The following is a 20,469-nucleotide window of genomic DNA, read 5'->3' as shown; positions in this document are numbered from 1 at the left end:
CGCTTCCGATCTCTCGTTAGCGGGAGGCGAATTCTACAGCGTTACACGCTGCTGTCAACACCTCTTTTTCTCCGCTTTCGACCGAGAGGATCGAAACGTTAATAGAGCCAAACAACACTGCCCTACCAACTCCTTCTGGGCTTCGATGAACTGAAGCAACTCGCTGTCGAATCCTGCGTAACTCTTTGTTTACCAAGGAGTTTTGCGTTTCGACTGCGCCGGAAGTGGGGCGAATTATAGACAGATATAATTCGCCGTCAACACTTAATTTCGGGTTTATTCGGATTTGAGCGTAATACGCGCAAATGCCTTCTTCCCCGCCTGGCAAACGTGGGTGCTACCCAGCTCGCATATAAAGGTACGATCTACGACCTCGCCATCTACACGCACACCACCCGAACCCAACAGGTCACGTGCTACCGCCGAGTTCTTCACCAAACCTGCTTTATTAAGGACGGCAGCGATTGGCATCGCTTCAGCAGCAGACAGCTCGATCTCCGGCAAATCATCCGGCAACTCGCCGTCCTTCATGCGATTGCCCGCAGCACGGTGAGCATTAGCCGCTGCTTCTTCGCCATGGAAGCGCGCAACAATCTCTTCCGCCAGCTTGATCTTCACGTCACGCGGATTGGCGCCTGCCTCTACATCAGCACGCAGCGCATTGATCTCATCCATCGAGCGGAAGCTCAGCAACTCGAAGTAACGCCACATCAGCGCATCAGGAATCGAAACCAGCTTGCCGTACATCACGCCCGGGGCTTCCTGGATACCAACATAGTTACCCAGAGACTTGGACATCTTCTTGACGCCATCCAACCCCTCCAGCAACGGCATAGTCAGAATGCACTGGGCCTCCTGTCCATACGCACGCTGCAGCTCACGCCCCATCAGCAGGTTGAACTTCTGATCGGTACCGCCGAGTTCAACATCCGCACGCAACGCCACCGAGTCGTAACCCTGAACCAGCGGATAGAGGAACTCATGAATGGCGATCGGCTGATTGGTGGAGTAGCGCTTGTCGAAGTCATCACGCTCAAGCATGCGTGCGACGGTGTACTGGGAGGTCAGGCGAATAAAATCCGCCGGCCCCATCTGATCCATCCAAGTGGAGTTGAACGCCACCTCGGTCTTGGCCGGATCAAGGATCTTGAATACCTGCGTCTTGTAGGTCTCGGCGTTATCGAGAACCTGCTCGCGAGTCAGCGGAGGGCGCGTGGCACTCTTGCCGCTCGGATCGCCGATCATCCCGGTGAAATCACCTATAAGGAAGATGACCTGATGCCCCAGCTCCTGGAACTGGCGCAGCTTATTAATAAGCACGGTATGGCCCAGGTGCAAATCCGGCGCAGTCGGATCAAAGCCAGCCTTAATACGCAGGGGTTGGCCACGCTTGAGCTTTTCGATCAGCTCGGCCTCGACCAACAGTTCTTCCGCACCACGTTTTATCAGCGCTAGCTGCTCTTCAACCGACTTCATAACAGACCCGCAAGGCTCAGATTCAAAAGGGAACCAACCATACAAGATCAGGGACTAATTACAAGTTTTGCCCTGCGAACGGACACCGTTCAGCAAGCCCAGCGTTCGCGAGCTTGCGCCACAGATGATTTGGTTATATTTTATACAGTTATTTCATCTTCATCATGTCATTCATCTTTTCCATTTCATCTTCAAAGTCAAATTACCTATGACCACTGAACCGTCTAAAGCGCCGCCGCTTTACCCGAAGACCCACCTGCTCGCCGCAAGTGGTATCGCCGCCCTTCTCAGCCTGGCACTCCTGGTATTCCCTTCCAGTGACGTAGAAGCCAAACGAACATCCCTGAGCCTTGACTTGGAAAGTCCGGTTGAACAACTGACACAAGATCAAGACGCTTCCGACGCACAACAAGCCACAAATGCTCCAGTGGACTCACCGTTCGCCCAGATAGAAAATAGCCCGGAAGACACACAGCAAGCCGCTCAGACCCAGGCCGCGCCGACTGTAGACACAGCCAAGAATCCCCAGCACCGCGAAGTCATCGTTGGCAAGGGCGATACGCTCTCGACGCTATTCGAGAAAGTCGGTATCCCCGCAGCCACCGTCAACGAAGTACTCGCCAGCGACAAACAAGCCAAGCAGTTCACCCAGCTCAAACGCGGTCAAAAGCTGGAATTCGAACTGACACCCGACGGACAGCTCAACAACCTGCACAGCAATGTCAGCGACCTCGAAAGCATCACCCTGACTAAAGGCGCCAAAGGCTTTGCCTTCAACCGCGTCACCACCAAGCCGGTGATGCGCTCCGCCTATGTACACGGCGTAATCAACAGCTCGCTGTCGCAATCCGCGGCCCGCGCCGGCCTGTCCCACAGCATGACCATGGACATGGCCAGCGTGTTCGGCTACGACATCGACTTCGCCCAGGACATCCGCCAAGGCGACGAATTCGATGTGATCTATGAGCAGAAAGTCGCGAATGGCAAAGTGGTCGGCACCGGTAATATTCTCTCCGCACGCTTTACCAACCGTGGCAAGACCTACACCGCCGTGCGCTACACCAACAAACAAGGCAACAGCAGCTACTACACCGCCGACGGCAATAGCATGCGCAAAGCCTTCATCCGCACGCCGGTAGACTTCGCTCGCATTAGCTCGCGTTTCTCCATGGGTCGCAAGCATCCAATTCTGAACAAAATCCGCGCCCACAAAGGCGTCGACTACGCTGCCCCGCGCGGCACGCCAATCAAGGCGGCCGGCGACGGTAAAGTGCTGTTGGCCGGACGCCGTGGTGGTTACGGTAATACCGTGATCATCCAGCATGGGAACACCTACCGCACCCTGTATGGGCACATGCAAGGCTTCGCCAAGGGCGTGCAAACCGGCGGCACCGTCAAGCAAGGCCAGGTGATCGGCTACATCGGCACTACCGGCCTGTCCACCGGCCCGCACTTGCACTACGAATTCCAGGTTAATGGTGTGCACGTCGACCCGCTGGGCCAAAAACTGCCAATGGCCGATCCGATCGCCAAGGCCGAGCGCGCTCGATTCATGCAACAGAGCCAGCCGTTGATGGCGCGCATGGACCAAGAGCGCTCCACCCTGCTGGCTTCGGCGAAGCGTTAAGGTATGTCGCTCTATATAGGCGTGATGTCCGGGACCAGTCTCGATGGCCTGGACATCGCTTTGATCGAACAGGCCCCGGCGATCAAACTGATCGCCACGCACTACCTCCCCATGCCGGATACCCTGCGCACCGAGCTGCTCGCCCTGTGCGCCAGCGGCCCGGATGAGATCGCCCGCTCAGCAATCGCCCAACAGAAATGGGTGAACCTGGCAGCACAGGGCATTCACGCATTACTCGTTCAGCAACACCTCAAGCCCCAGGACATCCGCGCGATCGGCAGCCATGGCCAGACCATCCGCCATGAACCCGCCCGGGGCTTTACCGTGCAGATCGGCAATCCGGCCTTGCTCACCGAGCTGACCAACATCACCGTGGTCAGCGACTTCCGCAGCCGCGATGTCGCCGCCGGCGGCCAGGGCGCCCCGCTGGTCCCGGCATTCCATGAAGCACTGTTTGGTGAACGCACCGGCAACCGTGCCGTATTGAATGTGGGCGGTTTCAGCAATCTCAGCCTGATCGAGACCGGTAAACCTGTAGCCGGATTCGATTGCGGCCCAGGCAATGTGCTGTTGGATGCCTGGATTCACCAACAACGCAGCGAGCACTTTGATCGCGATGGTCAGTGGGCTGCCAGCGGCAAGGTTGAGCCCCAACTGCTCAATGCCCTGCTCAGCGATCCATTCTTCGTGGCCAAGGGCCCCAAGAGCACTGGGCGCGAAGTGTTCAACCTGGAATGGCTGCATCAACACCTTGGCCGTCTCCCCGCATTCGAACCTCAAGATGTGCAGGCCACGCTGCTGGAGCTGACCGCGCTCACCATCGTCGAGTCGTTGCAGTCCGCCCAACCCCAGACAGAAACACTGCTGGTGTGTGGCGGTGGCGCTCACAACGCCACGCTGATGAATCGCCTGGCAGCCCTGCTACCGTCAACCCACGTCAGCAGCACCGCCACCTATGGCGTAGACCCCGACTGGGTCGAGGCAATGGCCTTCGCGTGGCTGGCCCATTGCTGCCTCGAAGGCATCGCGGCCAACCGCCCGAGCGTCACCGGCTCACGCGGGCTTCGGGTGCTGGGCGCGATATATCCCGCCTGACCGCCCCCATAATCCGTAGACAGCAAAACGCCGCTTGGCCTATCAAAGCCAAGCGGCGTTTATGTACTGCTATAGATCAGATCGAGAACGAAGACCCACAACCACAGGTGGTCGTAGCATTAGGGTTCTTGATCACGAAACGTGAACCCTCCAGACCTTCCTGGTAATCCACCTCGGCACCTGCCAAGTACTGGAAACTCATTGGGTCCACGACCAGGCTTACGCCCTCGCGCTCAACGATGGTGTCATCATCGGCCACATCTTCATCGAAGGTAAAACCGTACTGAAACCCTGAACAACCGCCGCCCGTAACGAATACGCGCAGCTTCAAGCGATCATTACCCTCTTCATCGACCAGGCTCTTCACCTTGTGCGCAGCACCGTGGGTGAATTGCAAAGCCGTGGGGGTGAAGGATTCAACGCTCATGCTGATAATCTCCCGGCGTAGCGCCGCCATATGCGTAATGACGGGCATTATCCGCTTCTCCTAGAAAAGCGGTCAACTATTGTTACGGTATATCAATCTGCCTAGCCGCCATCAAAAACACAAAAGGCCCGATCATCGGGCCTTTTGCGCAACCACCTGAAAACCTTAAGGCAGCATGCCCGCGTGGGACAGGCCCAGCTTCTCGTCCAGGCCAAACAGGATGTTCATGTTCTGCACCGCCTGGCCCGACGCGCCCTTGACCAAGTTATCAATCACCGACAACACCACGACCAAGTCGCCATCTTGTGGACGGTGCACCGCAATCCGGCACACGTTGGCACCGCGCACGCTGCGGGTTTCCGGATGGCTGCCGGCAGGCATTACGTCGACGAACGGTTCGTTGGCATAACGCTTTTCGAACAGCGCCTGCAGGTCTACCGAGCGATCAACCACTGTGGCGTACAACGTGGAATGAATGCCACGGATCATCGGCGTCAGGTGCGGCACGAACGTCAGGCCCACGTCCTGACCGGCGGCACGCCGCAGCCCCTGGCGGATTTCCGGCAAGTGGCGATGCCCTTTTACCGCATAGGCTTTCATGCTTTCCGACGTCTCGGAGTACAGCGAACCCACCGCTGCACCACGACCGGCGCCGCTCACACCGGACTTGCAGTCCGCGATCAAGCGCGAGGCATCTGCCAACCCGGCTTCGAGCAACGGCAGGAAGCCCAGCTGTGTGGCCGTTGGATAGCAACCCGGCACCGCGATCAGGCGCGCCTGCTTGATCTGCTCACGATTGACCTCCGGCAGGCCATACACCGCTTCTTCCAACAGCTCTGGCGCACCGTGAGGCTGGCCATACCACTTGGCCCACTCATCAGCATCCTGCAAACGGAAATCCGCCGACAGGTCGATCACCTTGGTACCAGCAGCCAGCAGTTCACCGGCCAATGCATGGGCCACACCATGAGGCGTGGCAAAGAACACCACGTCGCATGCACCCAGGGTGCTGATGTCAGGGACACTGAACGCCAGGCCGTCGTAATGGCCTCGCAGGTTCGGGTACATGTCGGCCACGGCCAGGCCGGCCTCAGATCGGGAGGTGATGACCACCACCTCAGCTTGCGGATGCTGAGCCAACAGACGCAGCAATTCGACACCGGTGTAACCCGTGCCGCCGACGATACCGACCTTGACCATAAACCTGCCCTCAACGAACCCACTGGAAAGCCGTCGATAATAGGGGCCGCATCGTCCTGCGACAACCGTCAACGTGACGTACGGGCGCATGAGCCACTACTATCTTCAGTTACCGTGAACCTGGGAATAACTAAAAATGCTTTATCTATGGGTCAAAGCCTTCCACATCGTCAGCATCGTCTGCTGGTTTGCCGGGCTGTTCTACCTGCCGCGCCTGTTCGTTTACCACGCCCAGAGCGAGGACGCCGTCAGCAAGGAGCGTTTCAGTGTCATGGAGCGTAAGCTGTACCGCGGCATCATGGGCCCGGCGATGCTGGCTTCGCTGGTATTCGGTATCTGGCTGATCGCACTCAACCCCGGCATCTTTCAATCGGGCGCCTGGATCCACGCCAAGTTGACCCTGGTGGTGTTCCTGATCGGCTACCACCATATGTGCGGCGCACAGGTAAAACGTTTTGCCCGTGGCGAAAACACCCGCAGCCATGTCTTTTATCGCTGGTTCAATGAAGTGCCCGTTCTGATATTGCTGGCTATCGTAATTTTGGTCGTGGTCAAACCGTTCTAACTTCAATGACTCGGGGTACCTCCAATGTCGCTGCCCGCTCTGCTTGAACACCGTCTGCGCCTGCCCGTCGTGGCTGCGCCGATGTTCCTTATCTCCAACCCGCAATTGGTCCTGGCGTGCTGCCGCAACGGGGTGGTAGGGAGTTTCCCGGCGCTTAACCAACGCGAAAGCAGCGGGTTCAAGGCCTGGCTTGAAGAAATCGAAGCGGGCCTGGCACAACTGGATAATCCCGCGCCCTACGCCGTCAACCTGATCGTGCACAACAGCAACCCGCGCCTGGAGGCGGACCTGGCGATTTGCGTCGAACACAAAGTGCCGATCGTCATTACCAGTCTGGGCGCCGTGAAGGAGTTGGTGGACGCCGTGCACAGTTACGGTGGCCTGGTGTTCCACGACGTCACCACCCGCCGCCACGCCGAGAAGGCCGCCGAAGCCGGCGTGGATGGCCTGATCGCCGTTGCGGCCGGCGCCGGTGGCCACGCCGGCACCTGGAGCCCTTTCTCGCTGATTGCCGAGATCCGCCAATTCTTCGACAAAACCCTGCTGCTGGCCGGCTGCCTCAACCATGGGCACGAGATTCTCGCCGCCCAGTTGCTCGGCGCAGACTTGGCCTATTTCGGCACGCGGTTCATCGGCACCACCGAAAGCCACGCCCCGGATGCGTATAAAGAGATGCTGCTCACATCGCGCGCCGCCGACATCGTGCACACTCCTGCTGTCTCCGGCGTGCCCGCGAGCTTTATGCGCCAGAGCCTGGAAAACGCCGGTTTCGATCTCGCCGCCCTGCAAGGCAAGGGCGAGGTCAACTTTGGCTCCAAGCTCAAGCCGTTGAGCGACGAGGCCAAGGCGTGGAAGACTGTATGGTCTGCCGGCCAAGGTGTCGGTGAGATTGATGATTTACCCAGCGTCGATGAACTGGTTGCTCGCCTGGATGCCGAATACCGCAAGGCACGCGAACAAGCCGCTCAACTGCGCTGGCCACGCTGACCCAACCGCAAGGCCTGCCAATTACACAGGCCTGCCCTCCTCCCTGAATAAGTGACAAGGAAGCCCGCATGAGCGACAACCGTTTCAAGATTGTGTTTGATGGAGCCTTGCTCCCGGGTGTCGAAAGCACCACGGCCAAACTGAACCTGGCCGAGCTGTTCAAGAGCGAAGTCGAAGCCATCGAGAAGCTCTTCACCGGCCGCACGGTCGCGCTCAAACGCGACCTGTCCCGACCGGACGCCGAAACCTACCTCACTGCGCTGAAAAACGCTGGGGTCGATGCACGTATCGAAGCCGAACAGCCCGTGGCCTTCAGCCTCGCCGAAACCCATGAAACGGATTCCGGCGCTTCCGACTTCTCCCGCCCGGCCGCCTCCCCCTACGCACCGCCGCGTGCCGCGGTAGGTGAGCACCTGCCGGAATACGCCACCCTCAAGGTTTTCACTATCCACGGGCGTATTGGCCGTCTGCGCTACCTGGCCTGGACCCTGGTGTTGACCCTGGCGATGCTGGTTGCGGGTGGCATCATCAGTACCGTGAGCTTTGCCGTGGCCACCGCATCGCCGACGGCAGGCACTATCCTCGGGGTACTGCTGGGTCTCGCGCTGTTTGTGGCGCTTGTCTGGGTCAGCGTACAGATCGGTGTGCAGCGCCTGCACGACCTGGGTTGGTCCGGCTGGCTGTACTTCCTCAACCTCGTCCCACTGGTGAACAGCGTTTTCCCGATCCTGTTGCTGGTATTGCCGGGGAACGCGGGCGCCAACCAATATGGCGCACCACCACCCCGCAACTCCACGGCGGTAAAAGTCCTGGCCACGCTGTGGCTGGCGTTTATTCCGATCATGCTGGCCATCGTGGTCACCCTGGGCATGAACGGTTACCTGAACCAACTCGAAGCCAACATGGACAGCGGCTACGAAAGCAGTTCCATCACCTCCGATGAAGACGCTGACCAAAGCGCGACCGTAGAAGAAGACGAAGCGCAGAGTGCTGACGAAGCGGGCGAACCTGTAGACTCTCCAGAACAGTAAAGAAACACCACCGGCCTGCGATGCCTCTGTCGCAGGCTCGGCGGTGTTGCGATGGAGAAAGGCATGACCCGTTACGCTCTGATCACCGGTGCCTCCAGCGGCATCGGCCTGGCCTTGGCCGAAGCACTGGCCCGGCGCGGCCGCAGCTTGATTCTGGTGGCCCGCCAGCGTGATCAGTTGGAAAGCATTGCTATCGAATTGACCCAACGGTTTGGCGTCGAGGTGCTGTTCCGGGCCTGCGACCTGGGCGAGCCACTGCGCTTGTCCGGGTTCCTGCTGGAGCTTGAAGAAGGTGAGCGGCAGATCGACCTGCTGGTCAACTGTGCCGGCATTGGTACCAGCGGGCCGTTCCTGGCCCAGGACTGGATGACCGAACAAGACCTCATGGAGGTCAACATCCTCGCTCTGACCCGCATGTGCCACGCACTTGGCAACACCATGGCGCTGCACGGTGGCGGGCAGATTCTCAATGTGGCGTCCATCGCGGCGTTTCAGCCGGGCCCGTGGATGAGCACCTACTACGCCAGCAAGGCCTACGTACTGCACTTTTCCGAAGGCCTGCGCGAAGAGTTGAAAACCTGCGGCATCAAGGTCTCGGTCCTTTGCCCCGGCCCGACCCGCACCGCGTTCTTCGGCACCGCGCAAATGGACACCGCCAAGCTCGACCGCAGCCAACAACTGATGAGCCCCGAAGAAGTGGCGCTCTACACCGTGCGTGCCCTGGAAAAGAACAAAGCCATCATCATTCCCGGCCGACGCAACCGCTGGATAGCCTTCAGCCCGCGCTTCAGCCCTCGCTGGCTGACCCGCAAGATCGCCGGCGCCATCAACAAGGCCTATTGCCCGCGCTGACCGGCTGGGTACACTCACCCTGCATACTCATAATGGAGAAACAGCTGTGGATACTCTGTTCACCAAGATCATCAACAGAGAAATACCCGCGAAGATTATCTACGAAGACGACCAGGTTCTGGCCTTCCACGATATCGCGCCGCAGGCCCCCGTGCATTTCCTGGTCATTCCGAAGAAACCGATCCGGACCTTGAATGACCTGACGGAAGACGATAAAGCCCTTGCCGGCCATATCCTGTTCACCGCCCAGCGCCTGGCCGTTGAACAAGGCTGTGAAAAAGGGTTTCGTGTGGTGATGAACTGCAATGAAGACGGCGGGCAAACCGTTTATCACATCCATATGCATGTGCTGGGTCAGCGCCAGATGAACTGGCCGCCGGGCTGATTCCCCTCGGAACAAGGGTCACGGCCTCGGGCTGCGACCCTATGCCCCTGACTCAGCGCAAACGCTTCCCCCTCTCTTGCGGTAAACTGGCCGCCGAGATTCTTCCCGGAGGTCAGCATGACTACCCAACGTCACTACTCGCCGATTGACCGTCTGTTGCTGCAAGCCGACATGGCCATGCGCACGCTGCTGCCCTTCAGCGGCCAACCGTATCGCCCGTCGCCCGCCATCGTGCAGCCCGACGCACAGATGAGCGAGACCGAGACCCGACACGTCGCCGGCCTGATGCGCATCAACCATACCGGCGAAGTCTGTGCCCAGGCGCTGTATCAAGGCCAGGCCCTGACCGCCAAGCTGCCGCAGGTTCGCGCAGCCATGGAGCATGCCGCCGAGGAAGAAATCGATCACCTAGCCTGGTGCGAGCAACGCATTCGCCAACTCGGCAGCCACCCGAGCGTGCTGAACCCGCTGTTTTATGGCCTGTCGTTTGGGATCGGTGCCGCTGCCGGCCTGATTAGTGACAAAGTCAGCCTCGGTTTTGTCGCAGCCACCGAACATCAAGTGTGCAAGCACTTGGATGAGCATCTGGAACAACTGCCCGCCGAAGACGAAAAGTCCCGGGCGATTCTTGAGCAGATGCGCATCGATGAAGAACATCACGCCGAAAGCGCGCTGGATGCAGGCGGTTTCCGCTTCCCCGCGCCGGTCAGGTTTGGCATGAGCTTATTGGCCAAGGTCATGACCAAGAGCACCTACCGCATCTAAACGCATCAAATCCGAGCCACAAAAAAAGGGCGCCTCCAAAGCGCCCTTTCTTTTTGCCCGCCGATTGAGCGATCAACCGACCTCGATGATTTCGTAATCATGGGTGATGGCCACACCGGCCGCGCCGAGCATGATGGACGCCGAGCAGTACTTCTCAGCGGACAACTCGATGGCACGCTTGACCTGGGCTTCTTTCAGCGCCCGGCCCTTCACCACGAAATGCATGTGGATCTTGGTAAACACCTTGGGATCTTCAGTGGCACGCTCGGCTTCCAGGAAGGCTTCGCAGCTTTCCACGGCCTGACGGGATTTTTTCAGGATGCTGACCACGTCGAAATTGCTGCAACCGCCCACGCCAAGCAGGAGCATTTCCATCGGGCGTACGCCCAGGTTACGGCCACCGGCTTCCGGCGGGCCATCCATGACCACCACATGGCCACTGCCCGACTCACCGAGGAACATGGCTTCGCCCGCCCATTGGATGCGTGCCTTCATCGCCCAGACTCCACTGCTAAAAAAGGGTCGCCAGCTTAGCACAGCGCTCGCTGGCGTCAGCGTTTGCGACAAAAGTGATCAATTGCAGGGGCTACGCGGAAAAATTGCCTAATCGAGACAGAATGTGTCTGTTAAGCTGGCGCCAAATCGATGGCGTATTGCCACCCTTTATACAGCGTGTATCAATGCCGATACCGATGAATACAACAACTCCAACTACCTCGCGCAGTCTTTTCGGGATACAACCATGGTTGCTCTTACTCCCATACCCAAGATCAAGAATCTCGACAAACTGCTGATGCATTGCCAGCGCCGTCGCCACCCGGCCAAGCACAACATCATCTGCGCCGGCGAACGTTCCGATACGCTGTACTTCATTATCAAAGGCTCGGTCACCATCCTGATTGAGGATGAAGACGGCCGTGAAATGATCATCGCCTACCTGAACACCGGGGACTTCTTTGGGGAACTGGGGCTGTTCGAACAAGCCGGCAAGGAACAGGAACGCAGCGCCTGGGTGCGGGCCAAGGTCGAGTGCGAAGTGGCCGAGATCAGCTATGCCAAATTCCGCGAGCTGGCCCAGCAGGATCCCGACATCCTCTACGCCCTCAGCGGCCAGATTGCCCAGCGGCTGCGCGACACCACGCGCAAGGTCGGCGACCTGGCATTCTTTGACGTCACCGGCCGCGTCGCCCGCTGCCTCTTGGACTTGTGCAAGCAACCTGACGCCATGACCCACCCCGATGGCATGCAGATCAAGGTCACACGCCAGGAAATCGGGCGCATTGTCGGCTGTTCACGGGAGATGGTCGGCCGCGTGCTCAAAGACTTGGAAGAACGCAACCTGGTGCACGTCAAAGGCAAGACGATGGTGGTGTTCGGTACCCGTTAAACCGGCAGGAAGCTGACCAACATTTGACGGTACAAGGTATCCAGCCGGCTGATCGCATCCGGCGCCGGGAAGGCTTCATGCAGGGCGATATGGCTGTCGGCACGCACCCGCTGGTCGAGACCGCAGGCTTCATTGAAGCGGTTGACCGCTGCAATCAGCGCTTCGCGATCGTTATCCAACAACAAAGCCCCGTGCACCAGCCCCACCGGGCGGCCACCACTTTGTCGCCAACGTTGAGCCGTACCGACCATTTTGCGGCCATCGAGGTTGACGTTGTAGCGACCGTCGCAAAACGCACCATCGATCTCGCCGACGGAGGCATCGCCCCCCAGCTCGATCAAAAAATCGCAGATGGGCTGACACAGCCGCTGGTAACCGGTTTCGATGCGCCCCTGATCGCCTTCGCTGCGCGGCGGGGCGTAGACCAGGGCGATGTTGACCGTGGCGCTCGATTGCGGCACTGGCTCACCGCCGGTTTCACGCAGCAATACCGGCCAGCCGGCGTCGGATGATACCTGGCTGGCGGTTTCGAACGCCGGTAGCCGACTCAGACGACGCGGCATCACCAACGCTTGATCGCTGGGTTGCCAGAACAGCAGGCCGAATTCCTGCTCGCCGGCGCACACAGCCGCCAGCAGCGCCTGCTCGGCAGCCAGGCCCGCTTCAACCGTCATCGACACCGGCTTAACCATCAAACACTTACCTATCTGAATAAACACAAAACCCAATGTGAAGGGGGCTTGCCCCCGATAGCTTTAGATCAGTCAGTACAGGTATTGACTGACACCCCGCTATCGGGAGCAAGCCCCCTCACACATGCTCGATTGCATTTCAAATCGTGACTGTGTTCAAGTCAGTCTAATGTCGAACCACTGACCGCCACGCCACGCTCCGGGAAGAACAAGCGCTGCAGCTCCGCCCCCGGGTTTTCAGCGCGCATGAAGGTCTCGCCCACCAGGAACGAATACACGCCGCTGATTTCCATCAGTTCCACATCGGCACGGTTGACGATGCCACTCTCGGTAATCACCAGACGGTCACGCGGAATACGCGGCAGCAGGTCGAGGGTGTTTTCCAGGCTGACTTCGAAGGTGTGCAGGTTACGGTTGTTGACCCCCACCAGCGGTGTGTCGAGGGTTTTCAGGGCGAGTTCCAGCTCATCGCCATCGTGCACCTCCACCAGTACGTCCAGGCCGACGCTTTTGGCGACGGCAGCCAGTTCGGCCATCTTCACGTCATCCAACGCGGAAACGATCAACAGCACGCAGTCGGCGCCCAGGGCACGGGCTTCGACGATCTGGTACGGGTCAACCATGAAATCCTTGCGGATCACCGGCAACTTGCACGCAGCGCGGGCTTGCTGCAGGAACAGGTCGGAACCCTGGAAGTAGTCGATATCGGTCAGCACCGAGAGGCAGGTCGCCCCGCCCTTCTCATAGCTCTTGGCAATGTCTTCAGGAATGAAGATCTCGCGAATCACACCTTTGCTCGGCGAAGCTTTCTTGACCTCGGCAATGACCGCAGGCTGCTTGAGCTTGGCCTGGGCGATCAAGGCATTGGCAAAGCCACGCGGTGCATCAGCGACCTTCGCCTGGGCTTCAAGCTCGGCCAGGCTGACACGGGCGCGACGCTCGGCGACTTCTTCAGCTTTGCGGGCCAGGATTTTTTCCAGAACGGTCGGCACACTCATCCTTCATTCTCCATCTTGAATACTGCGGTGAATGCCCCGAGTTCTTCGAGCTTCTCGCGAGCCAGACCGGTGTGCAGTGCATCGTGGGCCAAGGCGACACCTTCCTTAAGACTATAGGCATGGTCCGCCGCATAAAGTGCCGCGCCAGCATTCAGAACAATCATCTCAGCAGCTTTTTGGCCGTTCTCGGTCTTGCGACGCCCCAACGCATCGCGAATCAACTCCAGGGACGCCGCCGGGCTTTCCACCGCCAAGCCATGCAGGCTCTGGCTCTTCATACCCAAATCTTCCGGCTCGACCCAGTATTCGGTGATTTGGTCGTTCTTCAGTTCCGCCACGAACGTCGGTGCCGCCAGGCTGAACTCGTCCAAGCCGTCTTTGGAATGCACCACCAGCACATGCTTGCTGCCCATGCGCTGCAGCACTTCGGCCAAAGGCCGGCACAGCGCCTGGCTGAACACGCCTACCACCTGGTGCTTCACACCGGCCGGATTCGTAAGCGGGCCGAGCATGTTGAACAGGGTGCGTAGGCCGAGGTCTTTGCGCGGGCCGGCGGCATGCTTCATTGCACCATGATGGGATTGGGCAAACATGAAGCCGATGCCGACGTTATCAATACAACGCGCCACTTGAACCGGGGTCAGGTTCAGGTAGATGCCCGCCGCTTCGAGCAAATCGGCACTGCCGCTCTTGCCAGACACCGCACGGTTACCGTGCTTGGCCACGGTGCAACCCGCCGCAGCAACAACAAAAGACGACGCCGTCGAGACGTTGAAGATGTTCGCACCGTCACCGCCGGTGCCGACCACGTCGACCACGCCGTCGAGGGTCTTGAGCTCAACCTTGTCCGCCAGCTCGCGCATGACCGATACCGCGCCGACGATCTCGTCGATGCTCTCGCTCTTCATGCGCATCGCCATCATGAACGCGCCGATCTGCGCATCGGTGCACTGACCGGTCATGATTTCGCGCATCACATCGCTCATTTCAGCGGTGCTCAGGTCCAGATGGCCGACGATACGGCTCAGGGCAGTCTTGATATCCATGGAAAGTCCTTAGCGCGTGCCGCCGCTCTGCTTGAGAAAGTTGGCGAACAGCTCGTAGCCCTGCTCGGTCAGGATCGACTCAGGGTGAAATTGCACCCCTTCGATATTCAGTGTCTTGTGGCGCAGGCCCATGATCTCATCGACCGAGCCGTCTTCCAGCTGTGTCCAAGCGGTAAGTTCCAGGCACTCCGGCAAGGTTTCGCGCTTGACCACCAGCGAGTGGTAGCGGGTCACCGTCACCGGCAGGTTGAGGCCATGAAACACGCCTAGATCATGATGGAACACCGGGCTGGTCTTGCCGTGCATCACCTGGCGCGCCCGCACCACGTCACCGCCAAAGGCCTGGCCGATGGACTGGTGGCCCAGGCATACGCCCAGGATCGGCAGCTTGCCGGCGAAATACTTGATCGCCTCCAGCGAGACACCCGCCTCGGTCGGCGTGCACGGGCCTGGCGAAACCACGATGCGCTCCGGGTTCAGGGCAGCGATCTCGGCCACGGTCAGTTCATCGTTGCGCACCACCTTGACCTCGGCGCCCAGCTCGCCCAGGTACTGCACAACGTTGTAAGTAAAGGAATCGTAGTTATCAATCATCAGCAACATGGGGGAAACCTCAAGAATTGGGGGTCTGTTCAGCCAGCGCAACGGCGCGGAACATCGCGCGGCGCTTGTTCAGGGTTTCTTCCCATTCGAGGGCCGGCACCGAGTCGGCGACAATCCCGCCACCGGCCTGCACGTGCAACTCTCCGTCCTTGATCACGGCGGTGCGAATCGCAATGGCCGTGTCCATGTTGCCGTTCCAGGCGAAATAGCCCACGGCACCGCCGTAGACACCGCGCTTGACCGGCTCCAGCTCGTCGATGATTTCCATCGCACGGATCTTCGGCGCACCCGACAAGGTGCCCGCCGGCAGAATCGCGCGCAGCGCGTCCATCGCCGTCAAGCCGGCTTTCAGCTCGCCGGTGACGTTGGACACAATGTGCATCACGTTGGAATACCGCTCGATCACCATCTTTTCGGTGAGCTTCACCGAACCGATTTCCGAGACACGCCCGGTATCGTTACGACCCAGGTCGATGAGCATCAGGTGCTCGGCGATTTCCTTGTCGTCGCTCAGCAGGTCCTTTTCCAGCGCCAGGTCGGCCTCTTCGGTCGCACCCCGTGGGCGAGTACCGGCGATCGGGCGCACGGTGATCAGGTTGTCTTCGACGCGCACCAGCACTTCCGGCGAACTGCCCACCACGTGGAAGTCACCAAAGTTGAAGAAGTACATGTACGGCGTCGGGTTGAAGCAGCGCAATGCGCGATACAGATCGATCGGCGCGGCCTTGAAGTCGATGGACATACGTTGCGACGGCACCACCTGCATGCAGTCACCGGCGAGGATGTATTCCTTGATGGTGTCGACCGCACGCTCGTAGTCATCCTGGGTAAAGCTGGAGCGGAACACCGGGTCGGCCGCCGGCGGACGGCTGAGGTCCAGGCCGCGACGCGGGGTGATCGGCTGGCGCAGTTTTTCCATGAGGGCTTCGAGGCTGGCCAGGCCTTGCTCGAACGCGTCGACCTGGGACGGGTCAGCGAGCACAATCGCGTGCATCTTGCCGGCGAGGTTGTCGAACACCACCACCGCATCGGAGACCATCAACAGAATGTCCGGCACCCCCAGCGGATCCGGGTTCGGGCATTTGCCCAGGCGTTTTTCCACGTAGCGCACGCAGTCGTAGCCGAAGTAACCCACCAGGCCGCCGTTGAAGCGTGGCAGCCCAGCAATGGTCGGCACGTTGTAGCGCGCCTTGAACGCCTCGACGAACGCCAACGGGTCTTCGACATCGTGGCTTTCGATCTCGACGCCATCATGGCTAATGCTCACATGATGGTCGTGTACCCGCAGCACCGTGCGGCACGGCAGGCCGATGATCGAGTAACGGCCCCACTTCTCGCCGCCCTGGACCGACTCGAGCAGGTAGGAGTTGGGCTCGTCGGCCAGTTTCAGGTAGATCGACAACGGGGTGTCGAAATCGGCCAGGGTTTCGCAGGCCAGGGGGATACGGTTATAGCCGGCAGCGGCCAAACGCAGGAATTCTTCGCGGGTCATGATATGCCTCGTGGCTTGAGGATCTAACAGTCAGGTATGCAAACGTGCCGCAGAGCGCGGCCAGGATCAGTCAGGCGCGCCAACGCCAACGGGCCAGGGCCTTGATAACTTTCATCCAGAGTTTGCGAGTGACCACCACGATGGAATTTCCAGAAGGGGACGGATCGGTGTCGGGCAACGTTATCTCAGCGCCAGCTCCCAAGCAACCGGGGATTAGCAGGCGCAGGTCATCAATGACCATTGCCGGCGACTCTTCGGCAATCGGCCGGCCATGGTTATAGCCGTAACTGAGGGCTACACACTGCACACCCGCGGCCTTTGCCGCCTGCACATCACTGCGCGAATCGCCGACAAACAACGACTGCGAGGCCGGGATATTGGCCATTTTCATCACGAAAAAAAGCGCCGCCGGGTCCGGCTTTTTCTGCGGCAGGGTATCGCCACCGATGATCCAGCGGAAATAACGGCCGATTTTCATCTGATCCAACAGCGGTGCGACAAAGCGTTCCGGCTTGTTGGTGATCAGGGCCATTTCCACGCCCTGCTTGCTCAGCCACTTGAGGGTGTCGCGCACGCCCGGGTAAACCACGGTCAGTTCGTGGCCGTCTTCATAGGCGGCGTTGAACAGTTCCAGGGCGTGCTCAGCCTCCACCTCATCCACGCCTTCGGCATCGATGTGGTCGGCCAAGGCCCGGCGCACCAGCATCTGCACGCCGTTGCCAACCCATTCGCGCACCGAGCCGACCCCGGCCGGCTTGCGCCCCAGCTTGAGCAGCATCTCGTCCACCGCCGCCGCCAGGTCGGGCACCGAGTCGATCAAGGTACCGTCAAGATCGAACATCACCAGCCGTGGCAATTTGCCGGGGAACAGCTGCTCAAAGCCGCTCATGGACGCGCCAGCGCCAGTTCGGCGCGCATCTTATCGATGACCTCCTGGTAGTCCGGCGCGTTGAAGATCGCCGAGCCGGCCACGAAGGTGTCGGCGCCCGCCGCGGCGATTTCGCGGATGTTGTTGACGTTGACCCCGCCGTCGATTTCCAGGCGGATGTCACGGCCCGAGGCGTCGATCAACGCGCGGGCTTCGCGCAGCTTGTTCAGCGTACCGGGGATGAACTTCTGCCCGCCGAAGCCCGGGTTAACGCTCATCAGCAGGATCATGTCGACCTTGTCCATCACGTACTCAAGCACGCTCAGTGGAGTGGCCGGGTTGAACACCAGGCCCGCCTTGCAGCCGCCTTCGCGGATCAGTTGCAGGGTGCGGTCGACGTGCAGCGAGGCTTCCGGGTGGAAGGTGATGTAGGTCGCGCCGGCGTCAACGAAGTCGCCGATGATGCGATCCACCGGGCTGACCATCAGGTGCGCATCGATCGGCGCAGTGATGCCGTACTTGCGCAACGCGGCGCAAACCATCGGGCCGATGGTCAGGTTGGGTACGTAGTGGTTGTCCATGACATCGAAGTGCACGAAGTCGGCACCGGCGGCCAACACCTTGTCCACTTCCTCACCCAGGCGGGCGAAGTCGGCGGAGAGAATCGATGGAGCAATGACGAAGGGCTGCATGACGCACCTTTTTTGAGCTAAATCACGATGGCGCGCATTGTATACCTCATGCTTTGCCGCGCGCACCGTGACCTGGCTCAATGGCTAGTACGCAGCCCGATAGATTTTCTCGATATCCGCCGCGCTGAGCTTGCGCGGATTGTTGCGCATCAACCGTTCAATGCCCGCCGCCTCCACGGCCATGGCGGGGATCGCGTCCTCGGGCACCCCGAAACTACGCAGGCCCGCCGGGATCTCCACTGCGGCACACAGTCGCGTCATGGCCTCGACAGCTTGGTCGGCGGCATCATTGACGCTCAAGCCGGCGACATTCACCCCCATGGCCTGCGCAATATCCTGCATACGCTCCACACAGGCCAGCTTGTTCCAGTGCATCACATAGGGCAGCAACAGCGCGTTGCTCACACCATGGGCAATATTGAAACGCCCACCCAGCGGGTACGCCAACGCATGCACCGCGCCCACCCCGGCATTCCCGAACGCCATACCGGCCATCAGGCTGGCGGTGGCCATATCGTCTCGCGCCTGCAGGTTCGCGGGGTTCGCGTAGGCCTTGGGCAACGCCTTGGCGATCAGTTTGATAGCGCCGATGGCCAGCGCGTCGGTGATCGGCGAAGCATTCAGCGACAGGTAGGATTCGATGGCATGCACCAGCGCATCCACGCCGCTGGCGGCGGTGACGCTGCGCGGGCAGGTCAGGGTCATTTGCGGGCTGATCAGCGCGACGTCCGGCAGCAGGTAGTCGCTGACAATGCCTTTTTTCAGCTGCGCGGCCTTGTCGGAGAGGATCGCCACATTGGTCACTTCCGAGCCGGTGCCCGCCGTGGTCGGGATGGCAATCAGCGGCGGGCCCTTGCGCGGCACCTGGTCGACGCCGAACAAATCCGCCAGCGCGCCGTGGTATCCGGCATAGGCGGCAACGCTTTTGGCGATATCGATGGCGCTGCCGCCGCCCAGGCCGATCAAGCCGTCATGCCCACCCTCGCGGTAGACACGCATGCAGTCCTCGACGATGGCGATTTCCGGGTCAGGCAGGACGCGGTCGAAAATCTCGTAGCTGCGTTCGCCCAGGTGCTCGAGTGCCAGCGCCACGGTGCCGGACTTGACCAGCGCGGCGTCGGTGACGATCAGCGGGTTGTCCACATCCAGGCGGGTGAGCTCAAAGTCCAGTTGTTCGATGGCGCCAGCGCCGGTGAGCAGTTTGTGGGCGATCTTGAATGAGGAGGTACTCATGTGCGCGGCCTCTTATCAGGGATGGGCTGGCACAAGAGTAGCTCGGAAAATGGGGTTGCCCAGCATTCAGGGCCTGAATGGTTATTTCCAAGACAACACAAAACCAATGTGGGAGGGGGCTTGCCCCCGATGGCTGAGTGTCAAGCTACACCAATGCTGGCTGACCCACCGCTATCGGGGGCAAGCCCCCTCCCACACTTGAATCTCCAGCAGGCCGTTAGACCGCCGCAGTACGCAGCTTCTCACTGCGGCCACGCAACCATTCCAGGGTCAGCAACAGCAACACCGAGAAGGCAATCAACAGCGTTGCCGCCGCCGCAATCGTCGGGCTGAGGTTTTCGCGGATGCCGCTGAACATCTGGCGCGGCAGGGTCGCTTGCTCCGGGCCGGCGAGGAACAGCGTCACCACCACTTCATCGAACGACGTGGCGAAGGCAAACAACGCCCCGGAAATCACGCCTGGCGCAATCAACGGCAAGGTCACTCGGCGAAACGCAGTCAACGGCGATGCGCCAAGACTGGCCGCCGCCCGCACCAGATTGTGGTTGAAGCCCTGCAAGGTCGCCGACACGGTGATGATCACAAACGGCACGCCCAGCACCGCATGCACCACGATCAACGAGAAAAAGCTGTTGCCCAGGCCCAGCGGTGCAAAGAACAGGTAACTGGCCACGCCGATAATCACCACCGGCACCACCATCGGCGAAATCACCAGCGCCATGACCAACGCCTTGCCGGGGAAATTACCGCGCGTCAGGCCGATCGCCGCCAGGGTGCCGAACACCATGGCCAGCACCGTGGCCGCCGGGGCGACGATGATGCTGTTCTTCAGCGCACGCATCCATTCGGCGGAGGCGAAGAAGTCCTGGTACCAGTGCAGCGAAAAACCTTGCAGCGGGTACACCAGGAAACTGCCGCTGTTGAACGACAGCGGAATGATCACCAGCACGGGCAATATCAGGAACAACAGGATCAAGCCGCAGAGGATCCGCAAGCTGTAGAACCACACCCGCTCAACGGGCGACTTATAAGGGCTCAGCATCGCAGG

The 20,469-nt window shown here is 60.0% G+C and carries 22 protein-coding genes; 9 read left to right on the top strand and 13 right to left on the bottom strand.

Annotated features, from left to right (window positions below; genetic code table 11):
- Positions 1–276 precede the first annotated feature (276 nt).
- Positions 277–1,476 carry a tyrosine--tRNA ligase gene (tyrS, locus tag QCBJ_RS26635; RefSeq protein WP_102061918.1) on the bottom strand — a complete coding sequence of 400 codons (1,200 nt, stop codon included), beginning with the start codon at positions 1,474–1,476 and terminating at the stop codon, positions 277–279.
- Between the two features lie 208 nt (positions 1,477–1,684).
- On the opposite strand from tyrS, the gene QCBJ_RS26625 reads away from it, so the two are divergent.
- Together QCBJ_RS26625 and QCBJ_RS26620 are read left to right on the top strand one after the other, a co-directional pair.
- Complete coding sequence (locus QCBJ_RS26625) at positions 1,685–3,103, top strand: peptidoglycan DD-metalloendopeptidase family protein (protein ID WP_102061917.1); 1,419 nt, start codon at positions 1,685–1,687, stop codon at positions 3,101–3,103.
- A gap of 3 nt (positions 3,104–3,106) precedes the next feature.
- Entirely contained in the window at positions 3,107–4,198 is a 1,092-nt protein-coding gene (locus tag QCBJ_RS26620; protein WP_015886145.1) for an anhydro-N-acetylmuramic acid kinase, read from the top strand.
- Positions 4,199–4,274: 76 nt separating this feature from the next.
- Here the strand turns inward: QCBJ_RS26620 and erpA are convergent, their stop codons facing one another.
- Together erpA and argC are read right to left on the bottom strand one after the other, a co-directional pair.
- Complete coding sequence (gene erpA / locus QCBJ_RS26615) at positions 4,275–4,625, bottom strand: iron-sulfur cluster insertion protein ErpA (protein WP_003176443.1); 351 nt, start codon at positions 4,623–4,625, stop codon at positions 4,275–4,277.
- A gap of 165 nt (positions 4,626–4,790) precedes the next feature.
- Positions 4,791–5,825 (bottom strand): N-acetyl-gamma-glutamyl-phosphate reductase, encoded by a 1,035-nt coding sequence (argC, locus tag QCBJ_RS26610; RefSeq protein WP_046035025.1) that lies wholly within the window; start codon positions 5,823–5,825, stop codon positions 4,791–4,793.
- A 136-nt stretch (positions 5,826–5,961) separates the two neighbouring features.
- Here argC and hemJ point away from each other — a divergent pair, with 136 nt between their 5' ends.
- The 6 genes from hemJ (at position 5,962) to coq7 (ending at position 10,410) form a co-directional block, all read left to right on the top strand.
- Entirely contained in the window at positions 5,962–6,390 is a 429-nt protein-coding gene (hemJ, locus tag QCBJ_RS26605; RefSeq protein WP_015886147.1) for a protoporphyrinogen oxidase HemJ, read from the top strand.
- Positions 6,391–6,414: 24 nt separating this feature from the next.
- On the top strand, positions 6,415–7,377 hold the full coding sequence (locus tag QCBJ_RS26600) for a nitronate monooxygenase family protein (protein ID WP_015886148.1): 963 nt from the start codon (positions 6,415–6,417) through the stop codon (positions 7,375–7,377).
- A gap of 68 nt (positions 7,378–7,445) precedes the next feature.
- Entirely contained in the window at positions 7,446–8,408 is a 963-nt protein-coding gene (locus QCBJ_RS26595) for a DUF805 domain-containing protein (RefSeq protein WP_015886149.1), read from the top strand.
- Between the two features lie 63 nt (positions 8,409–8,471).
- Positions 8,472–9,260, top strand: a complete 789-nt coding sequence (locus QCBJ_RS26590; protein WP_015886150.1) for an SDR family oxidoreductase — start codon at positions 8,472–8,474, stop codon at positions 9,258–9,260.
- 46 nt (positions 9,261–9,306) lie between these two features.
- The gene (locus QCBJ_RS26585) at positions 9,307–9,645 is read left to right on the top strand and encodes a histidine triad nucleotide-binding protein (RefSeq protein ID WP_003194682.1); all 339 of its coding nucleotides are present in this window, start codon (positions 9,307–9,309) and stop codon (positions 9,643–9,645) included.
- 117 nt (positions 9,646–9,762) lie between these two features.
- A complete protein-coding gene (gene coq7 / locus QCBJ_RS26580; RefSeq protein WP_015886151.1) occupies positions 9,763–10,410 on the top strand; it encodes a 2-polyprenyl-3-methyl-6-methoxy-1,4-benzoquinone monooxygenase in 648 nt (215 codons plus the stop codon).
- A 72-nt stretch (positions 10,411–10,482) separates the two neighbouring features.
- On the opposite strand, the gene QCBJ_RS26575 is transcribed toward coq7, so the two are convergent.
- Positions 10,483–10,905, bottom strand: a complete 423-nt coding sequence (locus QCBJ_RS26575) for an OsmC family protein (RefSeq protein ID WP_015886152.1) — start codon at positions 10,903–10,905, stop codon at positions 10,483–10,485.
- Between the two features lie 247 nt (positions 10,906–11,152).
- On the opposite strand from QCBJ_RS26575, the gene crp reads away from it, so the two are divergent.
- Entirely contained in the window at positions 11,153–11,797 is a 645-nt protein-coding gene (gene crp / locus QCBJ_RS26570) for a cAMP-activated global transcriptional regulator CRP (protein ID WP_015886153.1), read from the top strand.
- Here the strand turns inward: crp and QCBJ_RS26565 are convergent.
- The 9 genes from QCBJ_RS26565 to QCBJ_RS26525 form a co-directional block, all read right to left on the bottom strand.
- Positions 11,794–12,489: a lipoate--protein ligase family protein gene (locus QCBJ_RS26565; protein WP_102061916.1), complete on the bottom strand. Its 696-nt coding sequence runs from the start codon at positions 12,487–12,489 to the stop codon at positions 11,794–11,796. The two genes, crp and QCBJ_RS26565, sit on opposite strands and share 4 nt — an antisense overlap.
- A 161-nt stretch (positions 12,490–12,650) precedes the next feature.
- On the bottom strand, positions 12,651–13,487 hold the full coding sequence (gene trpC, locus QCBJ_RS26560) for an indole-3-glycerol phosphate synthase TrpC (protein WP_102061915.1): 837 nt from the start codon (positions 13,485–13,487) through the stop codon (positions 12,651–12,653).
- The gene (gene trpD / locus QCBJ_RS26555; RefSeq protein WP_015886156.1) at positions 13,484–14,533 is read right to left on the bottom strand and encodes an anthranilate phosphoribosyltransferase; all 1,050 of its coding nucleotides are present in this window, start codon (positions 14,531–14,533) and stop codon (positions 13,484–13,486) included. The genes trpC and trpD overlap by 4 nt, the downstream gene beginning before the upstream one ends.
- Before the next feature lie 9 nt (positions 14,534–14,542).
- Positions 14,543–15,136 (bottom strand): aminodeoxychorismate/anthranilate synthase component II, encoded by a 594-nt coding sequence (locus QCBJ_RS26550; RefSeq protein WP_015886157.1) that lies wholly within the window; start codon positions 15,134–15,136, stop codon positions 14,543–14,545.
- Between the two features lie 10 nt (positions 15,137–15,146).
- The gene (trpE, locus tag QCBJ_RS26545) at positions 15,147–16,628 is read right to left on the bottom strand and encodes an anthranilate synthase component I (protein ID WP_015886158.1); all 1,482 of its coding nucleotides are present in this window, start codon (positions 16,626–16,628) and stop codon (positions 15,147–15,149) included.
- Between the two features lie 70 nt (positions 16,629–16,698).
- Entirely contained in the window at positions 16,699–17,517 is an 819-nt protein-coding gene (locus QCBJ_RS26540; protein WP_102061914.1) for a phosphoglycolate phosphatase, read from the bottom strand.
- Positions 17,514–18,188, bottom strand: coding sequence for a ribulose-phosphate 3-epimerase (gene rpe, locus QCBJ_RS26535; RefSeq protein ID WP_046035020.1), 675 nt, complete (start codon positions 18,186–18,188; stop codon positions 17,514–17,516). Before rpe ends, QCBJ_RS26540 begins: the two co-directional genes overlap by 4 nt.
- Before the next feature lie 84 nt (positions 18,189–18,272).
- Entirely contained in the window at positions 18,273–19,421 is a 1,149-nt protein-coding gene (locus QCBJ_RS26530) for an iron-containing alcohol dehydrogenase (RefSeq protein WP_102061913.1), read from the bottom strand.
- A gap of 217 nt (positions 19,422–19,638) precedes the next feature.
- Complete coding sequence (locus tag QCBJ_RS26525; protein ID WP_093542394.1) at positions 19,639–20,463, bottom strand: ABC transporter permease; 825 nt, start codon at positions 20,461–20,463, stop codon at positions 19,639–19,641.
- Between the last annotated feature and the right edge of the window lie 6 nt (positions 20,464–20,469).

Origin of the sequence: Pseudomonas sp. QC2 (assembly GCF_002859085.1) — a bacterium.
GTDB classification, from domain to species: domain Bacteria; phylum Pseudomonadota; class Gammaproteobacteria; order Pseudomonadales; family Pseudomonadaceae; genus Aquipseudomonas; species Aquipseudomonas petroselini.
This window is presented reverse-complemented; position numbering and strand designations above follow the sequence as displayed.

What these genes read in the sequence shown, in the direction of transcription:
- trpD (WP_015886156.1), bottom strand. Translation starts at nt 14,533, where the DNA reads ATGGATATCAAGACTGCCCTGAGCCGTATCGTCGGCCATCTGGACCTG.
- QCBJ_RS26590 (WP_015886150.1), top strand. Translation starts at nt 8,472, where the DNA reads ATGACCCGTTACGCTCTGATCACCGGTGCCTCCAGCGGCATCGGCCTG.
- QCBJ_RS26575 (WP_015886152.1), bottom strand. Translation starts at nt 10,905, where the DNA reads ATGAAGGCACGCATCCAATGGGCGGGCGAAGCCATGTTCCTCGGTGAG.
- QCBJ_RS26595 (WP_015886149.1), top strand. Translation starts at nt 7,446, where the DNA reads ATGAGCGACAACCGTTTCAAGATTGTGTTTGATGGAGCCTTGCTCCCG.
- QCBJ_RS26540 (WP_102061914.1), bottom strand. Translation starts at nt 17,517, where the DNA reads ATGAGCGGCTTTGAGCAGCTGTTCCCCGGCAAATTGCCACGGCTGGTG.
- tyrS (WP_102061918.1), bottom strand. Translation starts at nt 1,476, where the DNA reads ATGAAGTCGGTTGAAGAGCAGCTAGCGCTGATAAAACGTGGTGCGGAA.
- QCBJ_RS26600 (WP_015886148.1), top strand. Translation starts at nt 6,415, where the DNA reads ATGTCGCTGCCCGCTCTGCTTGAACACCGTCTGCGCCTGCCCGTCGTG.
- coq7 (WP_015886151.1), top strand. Translation starts at nt 9,763, where the DNA reads ATGACTACCCAACGTCACTACTCGCCGATTGACCGTCTGTTGCTGCAA.
- trpC (WP_102061915.1), bottom strand. Translation starts at nt 13,487, where the DNA reads ATGAGTGTGCCGACCGTTCTGGAAAAAATCCTGGCCCGCAAAGCTGAA.
- QCBJ_RS26620 (WP_015886145.1), top strand. Translation starts at nt 3,107, where the DNA reads ATGTCGCTCTATATAGGCGTGATGTCCGGGACCAGTCTCGATGGCCTG.
- QCBJ_RS26550 (WP_015886157.1), bottom strand. Translation starts at nt 15,136, where the DNA reads ATGTTGCTGATGATTGATAACTACGATTCCTTTACTTACAACGTTGTG.
- hemJ (WP_015886147.1), top strand. Translation starts at nt 5,962, where the DNA reads ATGCTTTATCTATGGGTCAAAGCCTTCCACATCGTCAGCATCGTCTGC.
- erpA (WP_003176443.1), bottom strand. Translation starts at nt 4,625, where the DNA reads ATGAGCGTTGAATCCTTCACCCCCACGGCTTTGCAATTCACCCACGGT.
- QCBJ_RS26530 (WP_102061913.1), bottom strand. Translation starts at nt 19,421, where the DNA reads ATGAGTACCTCCTCATTCAAGATCGCCCACAAACTGCTCACCGGCGCT.
- rpe (WP_046035020.1), bottom strand. Translation starts at nt 18,188, where the DNA reads ATGCAGCCCTTCGTCATTGCTCCATCGATTCTCTCCGCCGACTTCGCC.
- QCBJ_RS26625 (WP_102061917.1), top strand. Translation starts at nt 1,685, where the DNA reads ATGACCACTGAACCGTCTAAAGCGCCGCCGCTTTACCCGAAGACCCAC.
- QCBJ_RS26565 (WP_102061916.1), bottom strand. Translation starts at nt 12,489, where the DNA reads ATGGTTAAGCCGGTGTCGATGACGGTTGAAGCGGGCCTGGCTGCCGAG.
- QCBJ_RS26525 (WP_093542394.1), bottom strand. Translation starts at nt 20,463, where the DNA reads ATGCTGAGCCCTTATAAGTCGCCCGTTGAGCGGGTGTGGTTCTACAGC.
- crp (WP_015886153.1), top strand. Translation starts at nt 11,153, where the DNA reads ATGGTTGCTCTTACTCCCATACCCAAGATCAAGAATCTCGACAAACTG.
- argC (WP_046035025.1), bottom strand. Translation starts at nt 5,825, where the DNA reads ATGGTCAAGGTCGGTATCGTCGGCGGCACGGGTTACACCGGTGTCGAA.
- trpE (WP_015886158.1), bottom strand. Translation starts at nt 16,628, where the DNA reads ATGACCCGCGAAGAATTCCTGCGTTTGGCCGCTGCCGGCTATAACCGT.